This is a genomic window from Streptomyces sp. NBC_00154 (assembly GCF_026342835.1).
Lineage (GTDB): Bacteria > Actinomycetota > Actinomycetes > Streptomycetales > Streptomycetaceae > Streptomyces.
This window is the reverse complement of record NZ_JAPEMI010000001.1, coordinates 6,291,697-6,310,070: the sequence shown is the minus strand read 5'-3', so window position 1 is coordinate 6,310,070 and position 18,374 is coordinate 6,291,697. Positions and strand designations below refer to the sequence as shown.

The 18,374-nt window shown below is 67.0% G+C and carries 2 protein-coding genes; both read right to left on the bottom strand.

Features of this window, described 5'->3' with window-relative positions:
* Nucleotides 1-21: 21 nt before the first annotated feature.
* Complete coding sequence (locus OHA03_RS28295) at nt 22-10,320, bottom strand: neuraminidase-like domain-containing protein (protein ID WP_267006550.1); 10,299 nt, start codon at nt 10,318-10,320, stop codon at nt 22-24.
* A gap of 162 nt (nt 10,321-10,482) precedes the next feature.
* Nucleotides 10,483-18,282, bottom strand: coding sequence for a SpvB/TcaC N-terminal domain-containing protein (locus tag OHA03_RS28290; RefSeq protein WP_267006549.1), 7,800 nt, complete (start codon nt 18,280-18,282; stop codon nt 10,483-10,485).
* Nucleotides 18,283-18,374 lie beyond the last annotated feature (92 nt).

Here is an 18,374-nt window from a genome sequence, read left to right as displayed (position 1 = left end):
CCCCGTCGAATGAGAAGCGTCCTACGCCGGCGCCGCCTTCGCGCTGTAGTGGCAGACGATGAGGAGATCGGCGAGCTGGTCGAGCGACGCCGCCACATCGCCGGCCGCGACGGTCAGCTTCCACTGGGCCTGCTCTGGCTTGGCTTTGATCGGAACCGGCGCGAGCACAGCCCATTGGTGCACCAGTGATGGCAGCGGGGACGCGTCTTTGAGCTTTACGTCTTCCTCAGCGGGCTTGGGCGTACGCAGTCTCGGCAGTTTCGTCGGCGTCCCGTCGGCCGTTGGGACACCAAAGACATCCAGAGCGCCGATCGTGAGTTCGCTGTTGCGGAAAAGGCCCGAAAAGCGGTCGCGGGTGAGCGCGATGAGCTGACTGTGCTCTGCGTTTGCGTCGGCGGTGGTCCTCAGCCGGTGCCACTCGTTGGGGAATTCGTGCCGGAGACTGAACACCCTGGAGAGCGGTAGCCCTTGCTGGTCCTTGAGCAGATCCTGCCACCGGTCCTTCGCCTTCGCACGTAGCTGGTCGCCGCCGTCGCGGGCGGTGTAGCGGATGTGCAGGACCACGTCGGTGACGGTGTCGAGGTCGAACGGGTTGCAGTCGGGGTCGAGGTCGAACCGCCATCGTCCGGCTGCACCGGCACCTTCGAAGGGCAGGTAGCGCTCGTCACGGAAGTTGAGTTCGAACAGTCCGCTGTCGTTCTGGCCACCGCTGGTGGCGATCTGCTGGACAGCGGCGAAGTTGTCGACGAATCGCAAGTCGTCCTTCTCCAGGTCCCGCTCGTACTTTTCGTCGGGGAGGGTCGGCTTGATCCGGGTCTCGTTGCTCAACATGGTGAGGGTGGCGTTGACCGAGGCGTAGGGACCCACCACGGCAGGGATGGTGACACTGACCGACTTGATTCGCCGCTGGTAGTGGCCGGGGTGGTCGAGGTCATAGAGAAACTCCGGGATGTCGACCTCGCAGCGACCGGTCTCCTTGAGCTTGATCAGCGCCATGGGGGCGTGCTGCAGCAGGGAGAAGTGTTTGGTCAGTTCCAGCCAGCGGCTGTTGTGGTCGGCGTAGGCACGCTCCAGCTGGTGAAGTTGCAGCTGGAGCTCTTCTCCGGCGAGCAGTCCTTTGCGCAGGCTGTCCCAGGAGCCGAACGTGACGATGCTGCTGTCGGTGTCGGTGAGACCGTGCTCGAAGCGATAGCAGTGCTGGGCCTGCATCGCCAGATCGTAGGCGTGCTGGTAGGTCTGGAAATACAGGGAGCTGAGGCGTCCCTGCATCCAGCCGTAGAGCTCGGCTTTCGTGTACTTGCCGGAGTGGTGGGCCTCGACCAGTTCTGCCTGTTCGATCTGGACTTCGAGCTGTCTGCGCTCCAGCGCGGTGATCTCCTTCCTGATCAAGGCGGTGGTGACCTGCTTGTCGATGGTGAGCAGTTCGAGGGCGGCGGAGTTGGCCCCGATGGCGTAGCTCTGCGCGAGGCGCCGGTAGTCCGCCATCTTTTTCGCGTCAGCGGCGTCGAACTGGGCCTCGGCGCCGAGCCCAGCGAGTACCTGAGCAGCGGAAGTGAGGGCAGGACCAACGTGATTGCCCCCGACCTCCACGTCCCTCTCATATTCCAGGCCGGAACCGGCCGTTTCCTGGTGGGTGTGGACGGAGGAGTTGGGGATGTAGTGGGAGAGGCTGGCCAGCACGTTCATTGCGGTGGCCCGCATCTGCCAGTCCCGCGCCAAGTGTGAGGAGGAGAGCTCGTTGAGCTCCTCTAGGATGAGATAGGTGCCGCCCGAGGTCTGCGGTTTCGGCGCGTACGAGGCCATCGCCACGGTCTCGCCTGGCTGTGGCGTCTTACCGTCGACACCCATCAGCCAGCGGTAGTAGCGCAGCCGCTCGGCCGGCACGTCCCGGGATACCTTCAGCGCCTCGATCTGAGCGTCGGCCTCCTCCTCCTGCTTTTTCCGCGACTCCAGAGCGGCGCGGAGAAGGACAGACTGCTGGGAGGCCTGGAGAGCGGCCAGTTCCTCGCTGTCGCGTCGCTCCAGCGCGGCGAGCAGCGCGGAGCCCAGGCCGCGCAGATGAGCGCAGGCATCGTTGGCTCGGCGCAGCATCGTGTCGAACCGGTACGGCGGCAGCGGTGCGTGCAGATTGGCGAGCACACTGTCGGTGTCGATCCCCTGCGCGGCTGCCCGGACCAGCAGGGCCGGGTCGATGGGATTCTCCCAGAGGGGGAGCTGCCGGACCACGCCGGAGATGTTCATGCAATTGCGGATCTTGAAGAGCCGGTCGGCGACGGTGTCCCAGTAGCCGAGCAGCTTCTCGTTGGGCGGCACGCAGAAGTAGAGGGTCCGGCTGATCCCGAGCAGTCCGGCCGACTCCGGCAGGGAGGTCAAGGTGGAACTGCTCAGGGTGGGGAAGGTGTTCTCGAACTCGGCCGCGATATTGCCGAGCGCGTCGAGTTTTCCGCGCATCATGGCAAAGGTCTGCGGGGCGGGCTCACCAGAGGTGGCCAATGCCTGAGGGCGGGGACCCAGCATCTCGGCGACGAGGACGTAGAGCTGGGCGGCCTGGTTGATCGACTCCATGGTGTCGAGGCGGTACTGCGCGTCCGCCCATTCGAGGAGCGTGTCCAAGCACTCCATCACCACGTACTTCTGGTAGGCGCTCAGCCGCATCCGGGCTAGCAGGTGCGGCTGGAAGGGATGGTCGTGCCACTCCGCGATCTGACGGTTGAGGTCGGGATCGCCCGCGCTGAGCCGGTTCAGCCACTGGTTGACGGACTCCTTGGGCGTGGTCCGCAGCGGCTCCACCTTCCAGCAGTTGCCTTTCGGATCGGTGAAATCCCAGACATACCGTCGCACGCAGCGGAGCGCCTCCTCGTAGCGGCGGTTCTGGCGCAGCCGGCTCTGGATCAGCATTGGGATGTGGAAGAAGAGTTCCCAGTGGCTATTGGCGCAGGCGCTCGTCTGGTAGACACCGGGCTTGTCTGTTGCACCGAAGTCCACCAGGTCGGTCGGGTAGGGGGTCTGGACGATCCGGCTGTCAGGTTGGTAACGCTCGGCGAAGGTCGGGCTCACCGCGAGCTGTTGGTTGGCGAGGGTCAGCACGCCGGGCACGCCGTATTGCTGGAGCCGCTTGAGGTAGGTACAGGCGAACGGGTCATAGAGGGGCTCTAAGGTGATGCTTGCGACCGGCTTGGGCAGGGCGAAACCCGCGCCGATCCATTCGACCACCTTCGCCGAGATCAGCGCATCCTTGATCAGCCCGCCGATCCTGCCACCGACCATCGGTCCGTCGCCGTGGCCGTCCAGGAGGTAGGGAGAGGAACGCAGGTCGGGGGTGATCAGCGCAGCACGCGCCAGCGCGGAGCTTGCCCCGGCCCAGGCGTGTCCGGAGCCGTCCGCAACCGCCTGGACCGCGGTCAGGTGAGCTGTACTGAGCGCCTCTGCCAGTGGCATGTCGTAGTCCACGGCCAGCACGTTCGGGTAACTATGCTGCGGCTTGGCCAGGACTTCGGAGAGCGGCGAGCCCAGGAGCGTCAACCGGCCGAAGTAGGCCCGGCTCGTGTCGCTGACGACGAAGTAGTCGCTAGGGCCGTGGATCCAGTTCTCCATACCGAGCCGGACGTCGTCGATCGCGCCCAAGACGGTGTTCGACGGGCTCAGCTCTTGCGAGACTGGTTTGATCTGCAGCTTTTTATCGGCTACCCGCAGCACCGCTCCGCGGGGGGAAATTTCGTTCACCGGGGTTTCGGGGCGCAGCTCTCCGTGGCAGCCGTCCAGTACGAACGTGCAGAGTGGGTGCGTGTGGCCCATTCCGTCGGGCGGTACGGGGTTCATGTGCTCGTCGAAGTAGGGGCCGGTGTGGCTGGCCAGCTTGTGGTTGTCGACCATCCAGTTCATCGCCCGGTCGCCGATACAGAGCACCCGCAACTGGTCTCCGCTTCCGCTGATCCGGGTTTCCAGCCGCTCGAGGGCGCCCTTGGGGCGGCGGGTGCCCTGGACGCTGGTGCCGCCGTCCTGCCCGAGGGCGGCCTCGTAGTGGTCGAGCAGGATGTCGACGCTGTCCGTGACGTGCTTGGGCCCCCAGGCGCCGTCGCGGTACTCGGACCAGCAGAGCTTGACCTCCTGGTAGTACTGGGCCGGCTGCCCTTTGTTGCCGTTGGTCGCCGGTTCCTTGGCCTTCGTGGCGGTCTGGGCCCAGAACAGGTACAGCCGGCGATTGAAGGTCACGGTGGTGACCAGCTCGCCTTGGACGTCGACGGGTACCGGCTCCCAGGGGGTCCAGCTCGCGGTGCCGTGCGAGGTGACGACGTAGCGGCGGTAGAAGTGGGCCTGCGGGGTGTTGGCGGTGTGGCCGAAGACGTGGACGACGGTTTTGAGCTTCTCCGCCGGTTCGAAGTCGCGCTGCACGTGCATGGCGGTGACGTCGAGCTTCGCCACCGTGTCCAGCTTGGACAGGTACGTGGCGACGGCGTGTTCGGCTGCTTCCTCGGTCAGGTCCCCACTGAGCAGTTCGCTTTCCAGATCCTTGAAGAAGGGGGACTTGTCGTCGCGCAACTCCGGAAGGATCCAGTTCTCCGGGTTGACGAGCACCTGGCGGTTGGCCATCCACAGCGGGTGCCCCTGCATCCACCTCCACTGTTCCTGATCGATTCGGTCCGAGGGCACCTGCGATTCCAGGTTAAGCAGGCAACGCTGGATGAAGAGTTGGACCGAGGAGATCGCCTGCTTGATCCGCGAGGTGAGCATGCAGGAGCCCATCTCGACGTCGATGAGCAGCCGCTGGTAGAGGCCGTTGGCGTCCCCGGTGCCCAGGCGCGGCACCAGGTAGGCGACGAGCGCGGCCCGCCGGTGGTCGCGCTGCGCGTCGTTGAGCGACTTCGACACCTCCAGCCATGCGGTCTCGTCGTAGCGAGCCTTCACCGCGCGCCGAATCTCATCGGCGGCCATCTGCCCGACTGGCTGGTGTGCCCAGCGGACGGCGATCGGTGTGGCGACGCCGAGCGCGGCGACTACGTCCGTAGCCGCGAGCAGCTGCTCGATCTCCAGCGGATCGCGCAGATCGGCCGTTGTCAGACCGAGTCCGCCCGGTGCCATCAGGTCGGCGATCAACTCACCGGGAACGCCGGCCACCTCGGCCAGCACGGTTTGTGCTGCGCTGTCGTCAGGGGCCGACCACAGTTCCACCAGCCGCCCGACACCCTTCCCGGTCCGATTCTTGCTGTGGGCGTATGCGGCGACCGCCCGGATCTCGGGGTAGCCGAGCAGGCGCATGGGATCGGAGCGCAGTGGGACGACGTTGGTCAGCAGGGCCCGCAGGTCGGCCCCGTGCAACCCGAACCCGTCAGCGAGTACCTGGACACGCTGAAGGAGCTCGTAGGCGCGTCGCGCCGGGTCGTTCACTCCGTCGCCGAGCGTCAGCAGGTCGGCGACTAGGGACTGACCTGGGTCGATGGCCGGGAGCACCCACCCCTTCCCGGTGCGCTTCCCGGCGAGCAGTAGTGCGACCGTCTGGGCGTCCGGGATGAGGGTGAGCATGGTCTGCTTGACCAGGGTGCGCTGCTCTCGATCGCGCAGCACCGGCAGCACCGTGTCCAGGACGATCGCCAGTCTTGCGGCCACGTCGGCCTCGCGCTGCACCAGTTCGGCGCTGAGCGGCGCTGCGAGCAGTGTGGCCGCGACCGGTGCCGTCACCCCTTCCGGGCTGAGGACGGCGGCGAGCTTGGCCAAGGCGGTGCGAGGGGTGGTGTGCAAGGCATCCACTGCTGCTACCCACCCAGCGTCGGTCGAGAAGCCCTTCACTGTGTCGCGTTCGGCATCAGTGATGGCGCCGGTGACCGTGAGCGCTTTGTCGTGCGGCTGGTAGAGCAGCCGGTCGGCCCAGGACGACGGGATGACCGGGGCGGGGGTGGGCGGTGCGGGCAGGACGGCAGTGGCCGTGTCATTGCCGGTGAGGATCTGCATGGTGGCGTCGACCAGCGGTGCGGGCACCAGCAGCATGGTCAGCGCCCTGCGGGTCAGTGCCCCGCCGTGTTCGGTGGCCGCGTCGAGGTCGGCCTTGATAGCGCGCAGGCCGTCGCCCAGGTCCTTCAGCAACTTTTCTCGGGCCGGGTCGGCGGTGGGGGTGGTCAGGTCGGCGTGGAGGTCAGCGAGCTGGGCGGCGTTGAGGTTGCCGCGTTGGAGCCGCCGTACCTCGGTGACGAAGTCCCTGACCGCCCAGTGGCCCGGCCCCGGCGGGGTGGCGAGTGTAGAGCCGGTGAGGTCGAGGAGGGTGATCAGGTCACGGACGTTGAGCCCGAGTGCCCGGGCCAGTGTCACGTGGCGGTACATCGCGCTGACCGCCGCGAGGTCCAGCGTCGCGGTATCCGAGGAGAGGCCTAGCCGGGCGCGGAGTGCGGCCAGGTCGGAGTCGCTTGCGCGCATTGCGGCCTGGAGGGCGGGCAGGTGGTCGCCGATGTGAGCCCCGGCCAGCACAGTGCCCCGCCAGTCCGGGTCGAAGACGGGGTCGATCCGGAGCAGGGCCCGGTTGCGAAAGCGCTGATGGTAGAGCGAGCCAGGCCGGGTCGGGTCCAGGTCGGCCCAGAGCGCGACGACCTGGGCGACGGTCAGGTCGAGCTGGCCGGCAAGCTCCGCGATTTGGGCAATGCTGGTGACCACCTCAGCGGTGAGCTCGGTTGCGCCCAGCGCGTCCAGGGTCAGGTCCAGATCGTCAATGCTCCAGCCGGTGGCCCGCCACAGCCGGATCAGCCGGTCCAGCCGGAGCCATTCGGTTTCGGCGAGCCATCGGTCGTCGTCGGCCCAGTGACGGATCACCACCGCATCCAGCCCGCAGCCCCGCTCCTCGGGGCCGTCGGTGAGCACCGTTCGGCGGACCCGCTGCCACGCCTCGCCGGTCAGGTTGGTCTGCGCCCAGGAGGTGAAGTCCGCTTCGCCAACTCCGGCCTCGGACAGTGCGTCCAGCAGCGCGGCGCTCGGGGCGGCAAGACCGCCGGTGACGTACGCGAACAGATCGGCTGCGGGCAGGCCGAGCTGGTGCACTGTGTCGAACACGTCCCGGGCCGGGTTCAGGAATCTGGTCTCCAGCAGTGCGATCAGTTCGTCGTAGCCGAGTCCGGCCCGGTCGAGCAACGTCGGCAAGTGCGGCAGCAGCAGTCCGGCCAGTGCGGGGCCAGAACCGAGGAGGGCGTTCCAGGTGGCGGTGTCGACCTTTCCGGTCGACGGCAAGCCCTGGGCGGTCTGGAAGGTCGCGGCCTGGCTCTCCAACGCTGCGTCGTACGCCTCCGCGGCCGGGTCAGGGCCGAGCAGCAGCGCGGCACCGGCGGCGTTGAGTTTCTGCTTAACGGCCCGCACCGGCCAGCCGGACATACCGACAGCCAGCGGGGCGGGTGGCAACACCGTCCAGCCGAACCGCTCGTCCAATGACACCGGGTCCGCCAGGTCCCCGGCCAGATCGACGCCCGTGATCAACTCAAAGGCCGCCGGAGTCAGACCCAGGCGCTCGGCGGCGAGCGCGTGAACGGGCGCACCCGCGGCGAACGTCTCCAGCAGCGCGGCGCGTGGAACACCGAGATGCGCGAGATAGTCGCGGGCGGCGCTCAACGCAGCGTCGAAGGGGAGGCTGTGCGGGTAGGCGGCCCTGTCCGGACGCGGTCGGGCTGGCGCGGGTGGGGTGACGTAGGAGGACCAGTCGGTGTACTGCGGCACCGCCGCCAGCTCTGCCGCGGTGGCGTCGCCGACGTCGTAGGCAGGAATCTCCGTGGTGTCGAGGGTGCCGACCAGACTCTCCAGCACCTCGGTGACCAGATCCACGTACGGGATCGCGGTGTTGGTGTTCTCACAGGTAAGCGGAAGCTGCGCAAGGTCCGGTCGACGGCTGAGCAGCACGTCGAGCGGGCGCTGACCGTCGCCGTTGGGCTTCGCACAGTCCAGGAAGTGGAGCAGGTCGACCAGATAGGCGGCCGGGCTGTAGATCGAACGACAGTGGTTGCAGGCACACCAGTTGACGTCGCCGAAGAGGTCCGGCCAGGTGGGCAGGTATTTGGCCACCTCCTCGTCGATATCGGCAACTTCGACGATCCGGTCCTTCCCACCGTTCAAAGCGGGGATGCCAGCGCTGTAGCGCCCGTCGATCAAGTGGATGTAGGTAGCGAGCATCGAGTTCGCGATGGCCTGAGACCGGCTGTGGATCATCATCGCCTCGGCGCTGTCCAGCCCGGAGGCACTCACGTCGAGGAAAGTCTGCCGGGGAAGTTGGGCAATGTCGAAGGCTGACCGGTACGGCTGGGCCAGCAACCACTCCATCGCAGCCGGCCCCGTGCTGACCCGGTAGAGCCGCTGGACGCGCTTGAGCTCGACCACGACCCGGTCCCGCAGCTCGTCGAACACCCCGTCGAGCAGTTCGTGCCCGTGCTCGGCGAGGAAGGAGTCCAGGTGGGTGGCGCCGAGGTCGAAGCCGGTACGCTCGCGCAACTCGCCCCCGCCCACCCGGGTCAGTACGGTCGCCACCGCTGCCCTGACCGGCTCGCCGCCGAACGATTCCACCGGTGCGGCCGCCACCGACCTTGCCACCGACGCGGTGGGGAACGCCTGATGTACCTGGCCAAGCAAACCGGCCGCATAGACCTCGGCCGACTGCCCGTCCTCACCAGGCACCCCAGCCGGTACGCCGACGCGAGCGACCAGCGCGGTCAGCTCCTCAAGGCTCACCTCAAGCAGCTCCTCCGTCGCGGTGATCCCGTGCTCCGTCTGGAGCGCGGCCATCAGCGGCAGGTGCCGCCCGGTGAGCGCGTCGAGCTGGAGAGCCAACTGCGCCCGCTCGATCGTGCCCGGCTCGGCGAAGGCCGGGTCGGCGCTGAGCGCGTCCCAGAACCCGCGCGGGTCGTCCTGCCGCCCCGCCGCGACCCGCAACAACGCCCGCTGCGCGGCAGGGTCGGGCAGCGCGGTCTCCAACACAGGCCCGTACGCGGGCCCAGCCGCCCCGGCCAGGACCAGCTCCGGACCGGCCGCCACGATGCGGTCGACCGCCGCCGCGATGTCCGCGTCACTGCACGGGCTGACGACCACACGCTCGATCGCCTGACGGATCCCCGCATCCAACTGCTCGGCACCCGCCAACGTCAGCCTCGGCAGATCGGCCAAGTGCTGGTCGCACCGGCTCAGCCCGTACAGCAGCTCGGCCGGAACCTGCCCACCGAAGCACTCCTCGGCCAGCCGGTGCGCCGAAACCAGCAGAGCGATCCGGCCCCAGTCCGCACCAACCTCCCGGGCGGCAAAAGTGACGTCCCGGTGTGCGGCCTCGTCCAGCGTGGCGGGGGAGCGCTCGCCGAGCAGCGGACGCAGCGACTCCATCAGCCGCACGTACTCCGACCCCTCGGGCGCAGGGCGCTCGTCGAGGACAAAGAGGACCTCCTCTTTCGGCCCAGCCGGGATGCCGAGCAATAGATCCTCGACATCAAGCGGCAGAGCGGCCTGGACTCCGCCAAAGACCCGATAGACGGTCGCGGTGACAGGCTGACCGCCTGTGGTCAGTTCGAAAACGAGGTCGGCACCGGTTCCCGGGCCTTCACCCGCCCGAAACGACGCCGCACGGTAACTGACCCTGAATTCGCCGTCGGCACCGGTGACCGCCGAACCCAGTTGCTCGCGCTCACTGCCCAAGTCCCGGTCGTATGCGGTGACGAGGACGCCGGAAGTCGGGCGGCCGGCCCGGTCACGGACCCTACCGTGCACCACGAAATCAACGGCTGGTTCTGGCTCGTGCGGCTCACCGGGCCGCTGGGCAGAGCGTAGGTCGACCTCCTCGACCGGGCCCGGATCCTGCCGGGGCTCCGATCGTGCGATCTCCCAGCCGTCCGGTCCATACGCGCACACCACCAGTGCCAGCGGACCCTCCTTGGCCCGCTCGTGCCCCGGACCCGGTTCCGCGTAGAAGCGCGGGTCGTACGCGATCCGGTAGACGCCGTCATCGGTCGTGGTCGCCTCGCCGAGCTGTGCGCCGTTGACGAAGTCCGCATCAAATGCGAAGAGCAGCCGTCCCGGCAGGGGGGAGTGGCCGGCGGCTGAGAGCCGCCCGCGCACCACATGGAGCACGCCACGCCGGATCAACTCCTCCGTAAGACGACGTGCGCCGTCGCGGTCCAGGACGCCCGGCTCGACGCTGGGCCAGCCGAACTCGTTGTGGAGCCTGGCGACCGAGTCCCGGGTACCGTCGCCATAGCGCTGCCCCTCGCGCTCCTCCATCGTTACCTGGTTGCCGAAGCCCAATTTGTCCAGAGCCTGGTGCAGGTCGGCGACCGTTTCCCCGGTGGCACCCGGCGAAAGCGAAGTGAGTGCGCGCATAGGGATCCGTCCTCAAAGTTGGGTTGATGCAGGATGTGGCTGGTCACGAGAACTGGAGTAGGGGCCCATAGAAGTGGCAGGGGCGGACTTCTCCCCCGTCCCGCCTGCCGATCACCTACCGTCCCGGCGGACTGCTGTACGGACGTCGGCCCGCTGGACTCATCATCTTCCTGGACGCCACTGGCGCTGGTTGAAGATTCCCTTCCATTTCTCCCACCCACTCGGCCATCGGATCTGGGACTCGGGAACGCGAAATGCCTGTCCAGATTGGGGACTGGCAACCTTGTTCAGCGGGTTCGGATCCCACTTGAAGGACAACCGGTAGTTCATTCGTGTCGGATCTCCGGGCATGACCCAATCGCCTTCCCGTAGACCCGGTCGGCCCCATCGTGATACCGGCGCAAGGTCATCGAGATTGAGGCGGCCAGCTTCCTCTGACACCGAGACTGGAGTTCGGTAATACTGCCCAGCACCCATGGTCCCGAGCGAGCCCTCGATCTCTGCTGCGGACAGGCCTGTGAAAGGGTTTGCTACTTCGGCTCCCTGCGTCGGCACACTGAGTTGAGGCCCTGGCGCCATGCTGAGTGAGTAGAGCCCGAACGCGGCCGAGCTGGTGTTCGCAATCACCTCTGTGCTCGATCCGATAGCCGTCTGTAGTTCGCGGTCATTGGTGACCATGCTGGCGTAGCCTGCACCTGCCATGAACGTCCAGGTCTTCGACTCCTCGCCTGTCCACATCTGTGTCCAACCCGATGACGCCTTGTCGATGCCGTGCGCAGCCACAGCGCCTCCAGCTACGGCACCAACGACTGTCTCCGAGGTCACCACCGCGGCGTAAACGCCCCCGGTGGCCTCGAGTACGCCACCCGCCAACTGCAGCCCTCCAAAGAACTGCCGGACTGGCTGTGGATAGACGCACTGAGGCTGGAGCGCGAGAGCGAGATTGGTCAGGTCGTGTGCGCTCAGGACCTTCTCTTCCTGCTTTTCCGTCCCTGCAAGCTTGGATTTCGGCGCGAAGGGAGCCGCCGTTGGGGCCTGCGTCTGCGGGGCAATGGCAGCCGGCGGTGTCTTCTCCCAGATGGACGCCGTTACAGTGGCGTTCTCGTTGACCACGTAGTCGCTGCCAGCTGGACTGGCTGCGTATTCGGCCATGTCTTTGAACGTCACCCTGCGGGCATACTTGCCCTCTGTCGAGAGACCTTCGCGACCCGTTGGGTCAATCACGTTGCAGGGGTTGTCGCGGGTGTAGGCGTAGAGGTTTGGACCGTCGACCGTGCCAGCTGGATCACAGCTCACCCACCGTCCCAGCCACGGGGCGTAGTAGCGTGAGCCGTGGTAAGAGAAACCGGTTTCGTCGTCGCGTTCCTTGCCGGTGTAGCGGTAGCGTTTCAGACCAACTTCGGCGGAGCTGCGCCCGGTCTGGAATGCGGTCGTGCCGTACGGGTGGTAGTCCTCGTAGGTGATCAGGCCGCCGTCCTGATCGAGTTCGACGCAGGCTGAGCCGAGGTGGTTGCCGAGCTGGTAGCGGACACGTGGGGCGTCACCCGGAGTAGTAGCAGTCTCGATTGTTGCGATCCGCTGCTTGTCGTCCAGGATGTGCAGGGTTTCGCGTTCCAGCGTGACATTGCTTCCGCTGTATGCCCGGTAGATCTCGAAGTCGCCCAGATACCGCCGCTCGCTCTTGCGTGTACCGTTCTGCGTTTCGGTCACCTTGCGTGCGCGCTGGCCCGCCGCGTCGTAGACGTAGTAGGTGGTTTCGGGCGTGCCGTTGTTTACGACCTGCTGTGCGCTGGTGCTCAGCTGGTCCCTGTAATCCCAGTGCATCAGCGGTAGGTGCGGCATGCTCGCGATGTTTCCGTGTGCGTCGTGGCCGTACTTTGCGGCGTAGCCGCCGGTGGCTGCATAGTCGGGGAGGTTGCCGAGGTCGCCGGGCAGGTTGGTCGAGAGCAGGCGGTTGCTGTCGAGTGCGTATTGGTGGTGGCGCTGCCACAGCGTTTGGCCGGGCTGGTCGATGTCGCTGCCGGCGTGGTGGGTGAGCTGCATGATGTTGCCGACGGCGTCGTACCGGTAGCGCTCGACGTAGTCGCGCAGTCCTTGCAGGTCGTTCGGGTGGATGCGTGCGCCGACGAAGGGGTAGTCGCGGCGGCTGGTGTCGTTCGGTTTGAGCGCGAGGTTCGTCTGGCCGCTGTGCTCGCGTCCGCTCGCGGCGATGAGCCGGTACAGGGCGTCGTAGCTGTAGTCGCAGGCGGCGCCGGCCTGCACGGTCGTGCGCAGTGCGGCGTCCTCGATCCGTGTGATATTGCCGATCGGGTCGTAGGTGTAATACAGGTCCTGCACCGCAGTCGCATTGCTGAACAGCATGGAGGCGGTGGTGTCGGCGCCGGCAGGACGAGTGGTGCGCAGGTTGGTCAGCCGGAAGGTGAACGGGTCATAGGCGTAGGTGGTGCTCGCGCCATTGCCGTAGTCGATCTGTTCGCGCTGGCCCCTGGCGTTGTAGTCGATGTTCGTGACGAACGACGTGGTCACATCCGCGCCGTGTAGGCGGACCTCGACGCGTTCCAGCAGGTTGGCGGGATTGAACGTCGCGTGGTGGACGCTGCCGTCGGGGGTCGTCACCGTCGCCGGGCGGTTGAGCGCGTCGTACTCCGTTCGCGTGGTCAGCGGTGGGGCGGTCTCGAGCAGTGGCTCGGCGGCGGCGGCGATCTGGCCCAGATTGGTCAAGCCGGCGAGCGGCGACCAGTTCGGCACGGCCTTGTAGTCGCGGGTGAAGCGGCGGTTGCCGACGACGAGGTTGCCCTTGAAGTCGTAGCTGGCGCTGGTCGCTACGCCCGCCCCGTCGTAGACCTGGTGGAGTCTGCCCCGCAGATTGGCGGTGCCGTCGACGTGTGTCTCCCCGTAGACCCTGCGCTCGACCAGCGCCTCGGGGTCGGGCGGGAGGGCCGGATCACGCGGGGCGCCGGCCAGAGTTGTGTCGCCGCCCGCAGAGACGAACACGGCGACCGGGCGGTGCAGCGCGTCGTAGGTCGTGCGCGAGCGGAATCCACGACTGTTCCAGGCAAAGCACGGTTTGTCTGCCGCATCGTGGAGCATCCAGCGCTCGCCGGCGTCCATGCTGTGCTGGAAGAGCGGGCTTCCGGCAATGTCGTAGCACGGTGCGAAGCCCTGGGGGAGGAGGTTGCGGACGTCGTCGAACGGGTGCGGGCCACCGGGGAGCGGCGGAGTGATGTACTGCATGACCCGGTTGCCGCGCGCGTCCTGGATCCACAGCGGCTTGCCCTCGGCGTCCAGCCGCACAAAGGTGACGTGCTTGGCTTCCGCGCCGGCCGTGCGGTTGTGGGCGACGGTCACCACGGACCGTCCGAGGCTGTCGAGCAGCGTGAGCGCGGGCGTGTCGGCGTGCGTGGCAGCGAGCTGTGCTGCACGTCTCTCGGCGGCGCTCGCCGATGTGCTCATGCGGGTGTACCAGGCGTTTCCCGGTTCCAGCACGGTGTCGTTCGCGTCGTGACTGGTGGTGTGCCAGGGCGAGAAATCGTCCCTGCTGAACGCGCCGTCGGGCATTTCGCTGCGTACCTGTCGTCCGACCGCGTCGTAGAAGAAGACTGGCGTGACGCCGGCTTCCGGTGCCTCCTCGTAGCGGTGGCCGACCTCCGGCGTGCTGAAGTACGGCTCGTACTGTTTGACTGACTTGCCCTTGTTATTCAGGACTGTCCGGCCGCGTCCGACCCAGCGCAGAGGACCGTCGGGCAGGGCCGGTTCCGCCTGGACCTTCGTCACCAGGAGGTTCCCGGCGCCGTTGGAGTACTCGAAGGCGGTCTGCACCGGGCTGTCGGCCTGCTCGGACGCGTGCCGCTCGCGGACGATCCCCGCGGCACACGGTGGATGCTGTGCCCAGTTCATCGTGCCGTCGTCCGCGACGGTCTCACCGAAGTAGTAGAGGTGCCGGGCGGTCGCTCCGCGGAGCAGTCCGACGGCCCGGGCAGGGTCGTAGTCGTCGGTGACGAAGAAGCCGGTTCGAGTAGTGAGATCCGGGTCGAGTACGGCGCCGTCAAACCCGGTGAGGTTGTCGCCCTCGCCGTTCTTGGCGCTCAGCGCCATGGCTGTCGGCATACCCAACGTGTCGAAGCGTACTTCTGACAGGTTGCCGTTGATGTCACAGATCCGGCGCGGCGCCAGGACACGGAAGTCGAACGCGGCCACCTCGGTGCGGTTCCCCAGCGCGTCTGTGCTCGCGGACAGATAGAGGTCGTGCGGGTCGTGGTCGAGCAGCGTGACGTTTCCGAACGGGTCGGTGTAGCGCTCGGGCAGGAAGAAGTGGAGCGGCGCGTCTGCCTGATAGCCCGCGACTCCCGAGCAACGCCAGTACTGCCCCGCGGTATCCCCGCCGAGCCGCTGGGCCAGGACCGGGCCGCTGAGGTAGCCGCCAGCCGTTTGCTGGTCCAGTAGGGCCTGGACGTCCGGCGTGAGCCGGTCACTCAATACGGTCGTCAGCAGGGCATCGGTCAGGGCCAGCGTGTAGGTCTCATACGGCAGGGCCTGTGCGGTCAGGTCGCCGAGGGGCAGCGGGCCGGTTAGTTCCTCGTCGAAGAACAGCGAGCGGGTCTGCTCTACCAGCCGCCTCTGTGGCGTCGTCCGGTCAGGCAGTTCGTGGTACGCGATGAGACCGAGCGGAGTCCCCTTGGACTGGTAGCGATCGCTGAGTCTGAACGCGCGTAGCCTGTCGAGCGTGACGTAGCGCCCGTCACCGGCATCGGTGAGCCGGATACCGGTCAGCTCGTAGGTCTGGGTCTCGCATGACAGGCGCAGCCGGTAGCAGTCCGGATCATCTGTTCGATCGCGGGTGAAGCGTCGCTCGGTGTAGGCGAGGTGGAGTTCGCCCTGCACGGCGGCGATCAGTGCACCGGCCCCGTTTGGCAGCAGCGGATCGTTCGGTGGGGCCGGCTGCCAGCGTGGGTATCCGACGGTCAACGCCTGAAGGACGTTGCCGTACTCGTCGGTCCGAAGATTCAGCGTGTGCGTGATCCGCGGGTCGGGTGTGAGCGGCTCGGCCAGCAGATCGAGCTCGTAGTGGAAGCTGATCTCCTCGCTGTCGGTGACGTGGAAGACCGCGTGACGGTTGCCCCCCTGGGGCTGCAGCAGCCGGACGTGGCAGGCATGCGAAGCCGCCGTGAAGAGCCTGACCGGCATCTGCTTGCCTTCTGCCAAGGCGGAAACGTCAAGCTCGTAGACCTCCTCTCGTAGCAGCAGGCTCCGGCAGGCCCGCAGGGCTTCACGCTGTTCGTCCGCGGTCAGGTTCTGCCCGCCGAGGTCCGGTTCCGGTGGCGCGTTCTCCCGGAAGGTACCGGGGACTTTCCCGCCGGGTTGCTGCTGTTCGAGGCGGCTTGGGAAATACTCGTGGCGCAACTGGTGTAGGACGCGTTCCCCGTCGAGCCACGCCCCGGTGTGATACCAGGTGACCGTCTTGACCGGCGGCTGGTAGAGCCGGTGATCCGGGGTCACGTACGGGCTGCCCGCGTTCGCGCCGGCGAAGGTTCCGTAGTCCTCGACGTCCACCCGCTCGACGCGACCGAACCCGCGGAACTCGCGCTCGCCCCCGTCGAAGTAGCCGTGGTGGTAGCTGTAGGTGCTGGAGAAGCTGGTGCCACGCCACTTGTCGCGGACAGTCACCCGCTCGACGACGTGCACTGGAAACGGCAGCTTCGTCGCCCAGGGCGTGCCCGCCAGTCGGTCCTCCAGGTAGAACCTGGTCGAGGGCGCGTACTGGACCTCAGTCTCTGCACCGAGATTGTTCGTCGTCCTGACCAGCAGGTGCGGTTTCTGCCCGCCCATCAGATCGACGTAGCGCAGCGGGCGCTGCGCGTCGGCGGGCAGCGGCGACGACCACACCAGACACGCCGTGCCGTTGCCAAGCAGGTCAACCGCTACGACGCCGGACAGGGAGTCGACCGCAGGCAGCATCGCCAGTGTTACAGGCGGGCCCCAGCCGTTGCCGGACTGGTTGAAGTAGACGCGTACACCGTCAGTGTGCAGATAAATGATGTCGGTCGTACCTGACCCATCGATGTCCGCCAGCCGTACCCGACGTTGGTCGAACTGCTCAGGCCGGTCGAACGGCGCGTCGTCCATCGTCACCTTCGGCCCGAAGCGGCCGTAGCCCAGGTTCGGCCAGTAGCACACATCGCCGTTGCGGATGCGGACCAGATCGGCCAGCCCGTCGCCCGTCATGTCGGCGAGACGGATCGACTGCTCACCGTCGGCAAAGACCAGCGCAGGACCGCGCTCCTCGTCCCAGGCCTTGCTCACGCGCCGCGCCGGTCCGAAGCCCTCCTCGGCGAGGGACGGGTGCCAGACCAGCGCGTCATCCTCCGTGATCAGGACGTCCGCATGACCGTCGCCGTCGAGATCGACGAAACGCAGGTTCGGGTCACTCCAATCGCGGTTGGGCAGCATGCGGAACGCCGTAAACGGCTCCCAGCCCTCTACCTCGGCACGCCGGTAGAACCCGGAACCTGGCGCAGTGAACCGGACAACGTCCGGCCGCCCATCACCCGCCAGGTCGAGGAACTGCGCGCCATCAGCCAACGAAAGCGCCGGGACGGCTGTCACCACCTCAACCGCGCCGAACCGGGCTTCGAGACCGGCATTCTTCCCCGTTGGGCTGAGCGGGCTCAGGTTGCGCTTGTAGAGCCACGCCCCGCTTTGCTCGGTCAGAACCCCTGACAGCCCCTCGCCGTCGAGATCGACCCATTGATACCGGGTACCGTCGAGACCGATCGGCAGGTTCTCGGCACTGTCGAGGGGCAGCTCGCGCAGCGTGCCCTGGAGGACCGCCTCGGTGTAGCCGAACTCCACAGGCGGAAACGACCGGACGCGATAACCAGCGCCCTGGCGCTGGTAGCCGTGCTGCGTCACCGCCGCGAGCTTCGAGTAGATCGGGTTATGCGGGTCGGCCGGCGTCTCCTCATGCGCGTACGTGAAGTCGGTCGAGCGAACGAGACAGTCCGAGCCGACCTCCGGTTCGTCGGGGAAGTGGTGGAACATCAACACACGTCGGCAGAGACGGTGGGTCCGCAATTCGAAGCCGGAGCGATAGGACGAGAAGGCGTCGGGACGGACCTGCCAGCCGGGCGCGTCCTGCGGCAGCGGAGTGGTGGCGTCGTGCTCGCCGTAGTCGAAGACGAGCTCGAAGTACCACTGGTCGTCGGCGGGCAGCACGGGCCAGCCGGCCACGGCCTCGAGTGTGGGCATGTACGGGGCATGATTGCCGTAGCGAATCCGCTTGAGATAGCGGTTGGCACGCCGCTCCCGGTTCTGCTCACAGGCCCTGCCGAGGTCGACGCTCTCGTCGTTCTCGCCCTTGTAGCCGTAGGCGATCACGTTGCCCTTGTCGTCATGGCTCTCGCAGATCAGCCAGCTGAAGACACACGACGTGTCGGCCGGATCGGTGACCCGGGACTCTGCCGTCCTGCCGTACCAGGTCGTGACGTTGTCTCGGGAAAACGAACGCCAGAACACATCGGCCGGATCGGTGGCGTTCGTCCAACGCTCGATCCGGGCGAAGAGGCCCTCGACACGAGGGCGGTATCGCTGGACGCGATACTGGGCGCCGCCAACTGTGCGAAGTGGCAGCTGCTCGCGTACCCACTGACCGTTCTGCTCGACCAAGACCGGCGTCAAATCCTCCGCGCCCGAAAGGATGAAGACATCGGATTCAGAGGCGTCGTCGTACTGCGGGAGACCCTTGTCAGTCTTACGGGTGATCCTGGGGAGCTCAAGGCTCCAACCCAGCCCGAACGGGCCGTTGCCCCCGCCAGAGTCATAGGTGAGCGACATCTGGGGGCCGAAACCGCTACGGCCCTGGCTGGCGGCAATCGGCACCTTCATTCCCCCGGCGCCCGTTACCGGGTTCGCGGCGAACTTCTCGCCGATCCCCCTGATCGCCCCGCCGCCCTTCGGCAGGCTCACCGTCGGTAGCTGGAATCCGCCGCCACCAGGACTACCCGGCTCGCCCCGACCGAGAGCCTGCGCATCCGACCCTGAAACCCCCGGAGCGTTCA

Excerpts from the sequence above, each read along its gene's own strand:
- OHA03_RS28295 (WP_267006550.1), bottom strand. The coding sequence starts at position 10,320 with ATGCGCGCACTCACTTCGCTTTCGCCGGGTGCCACCGGGGAAACGGTC.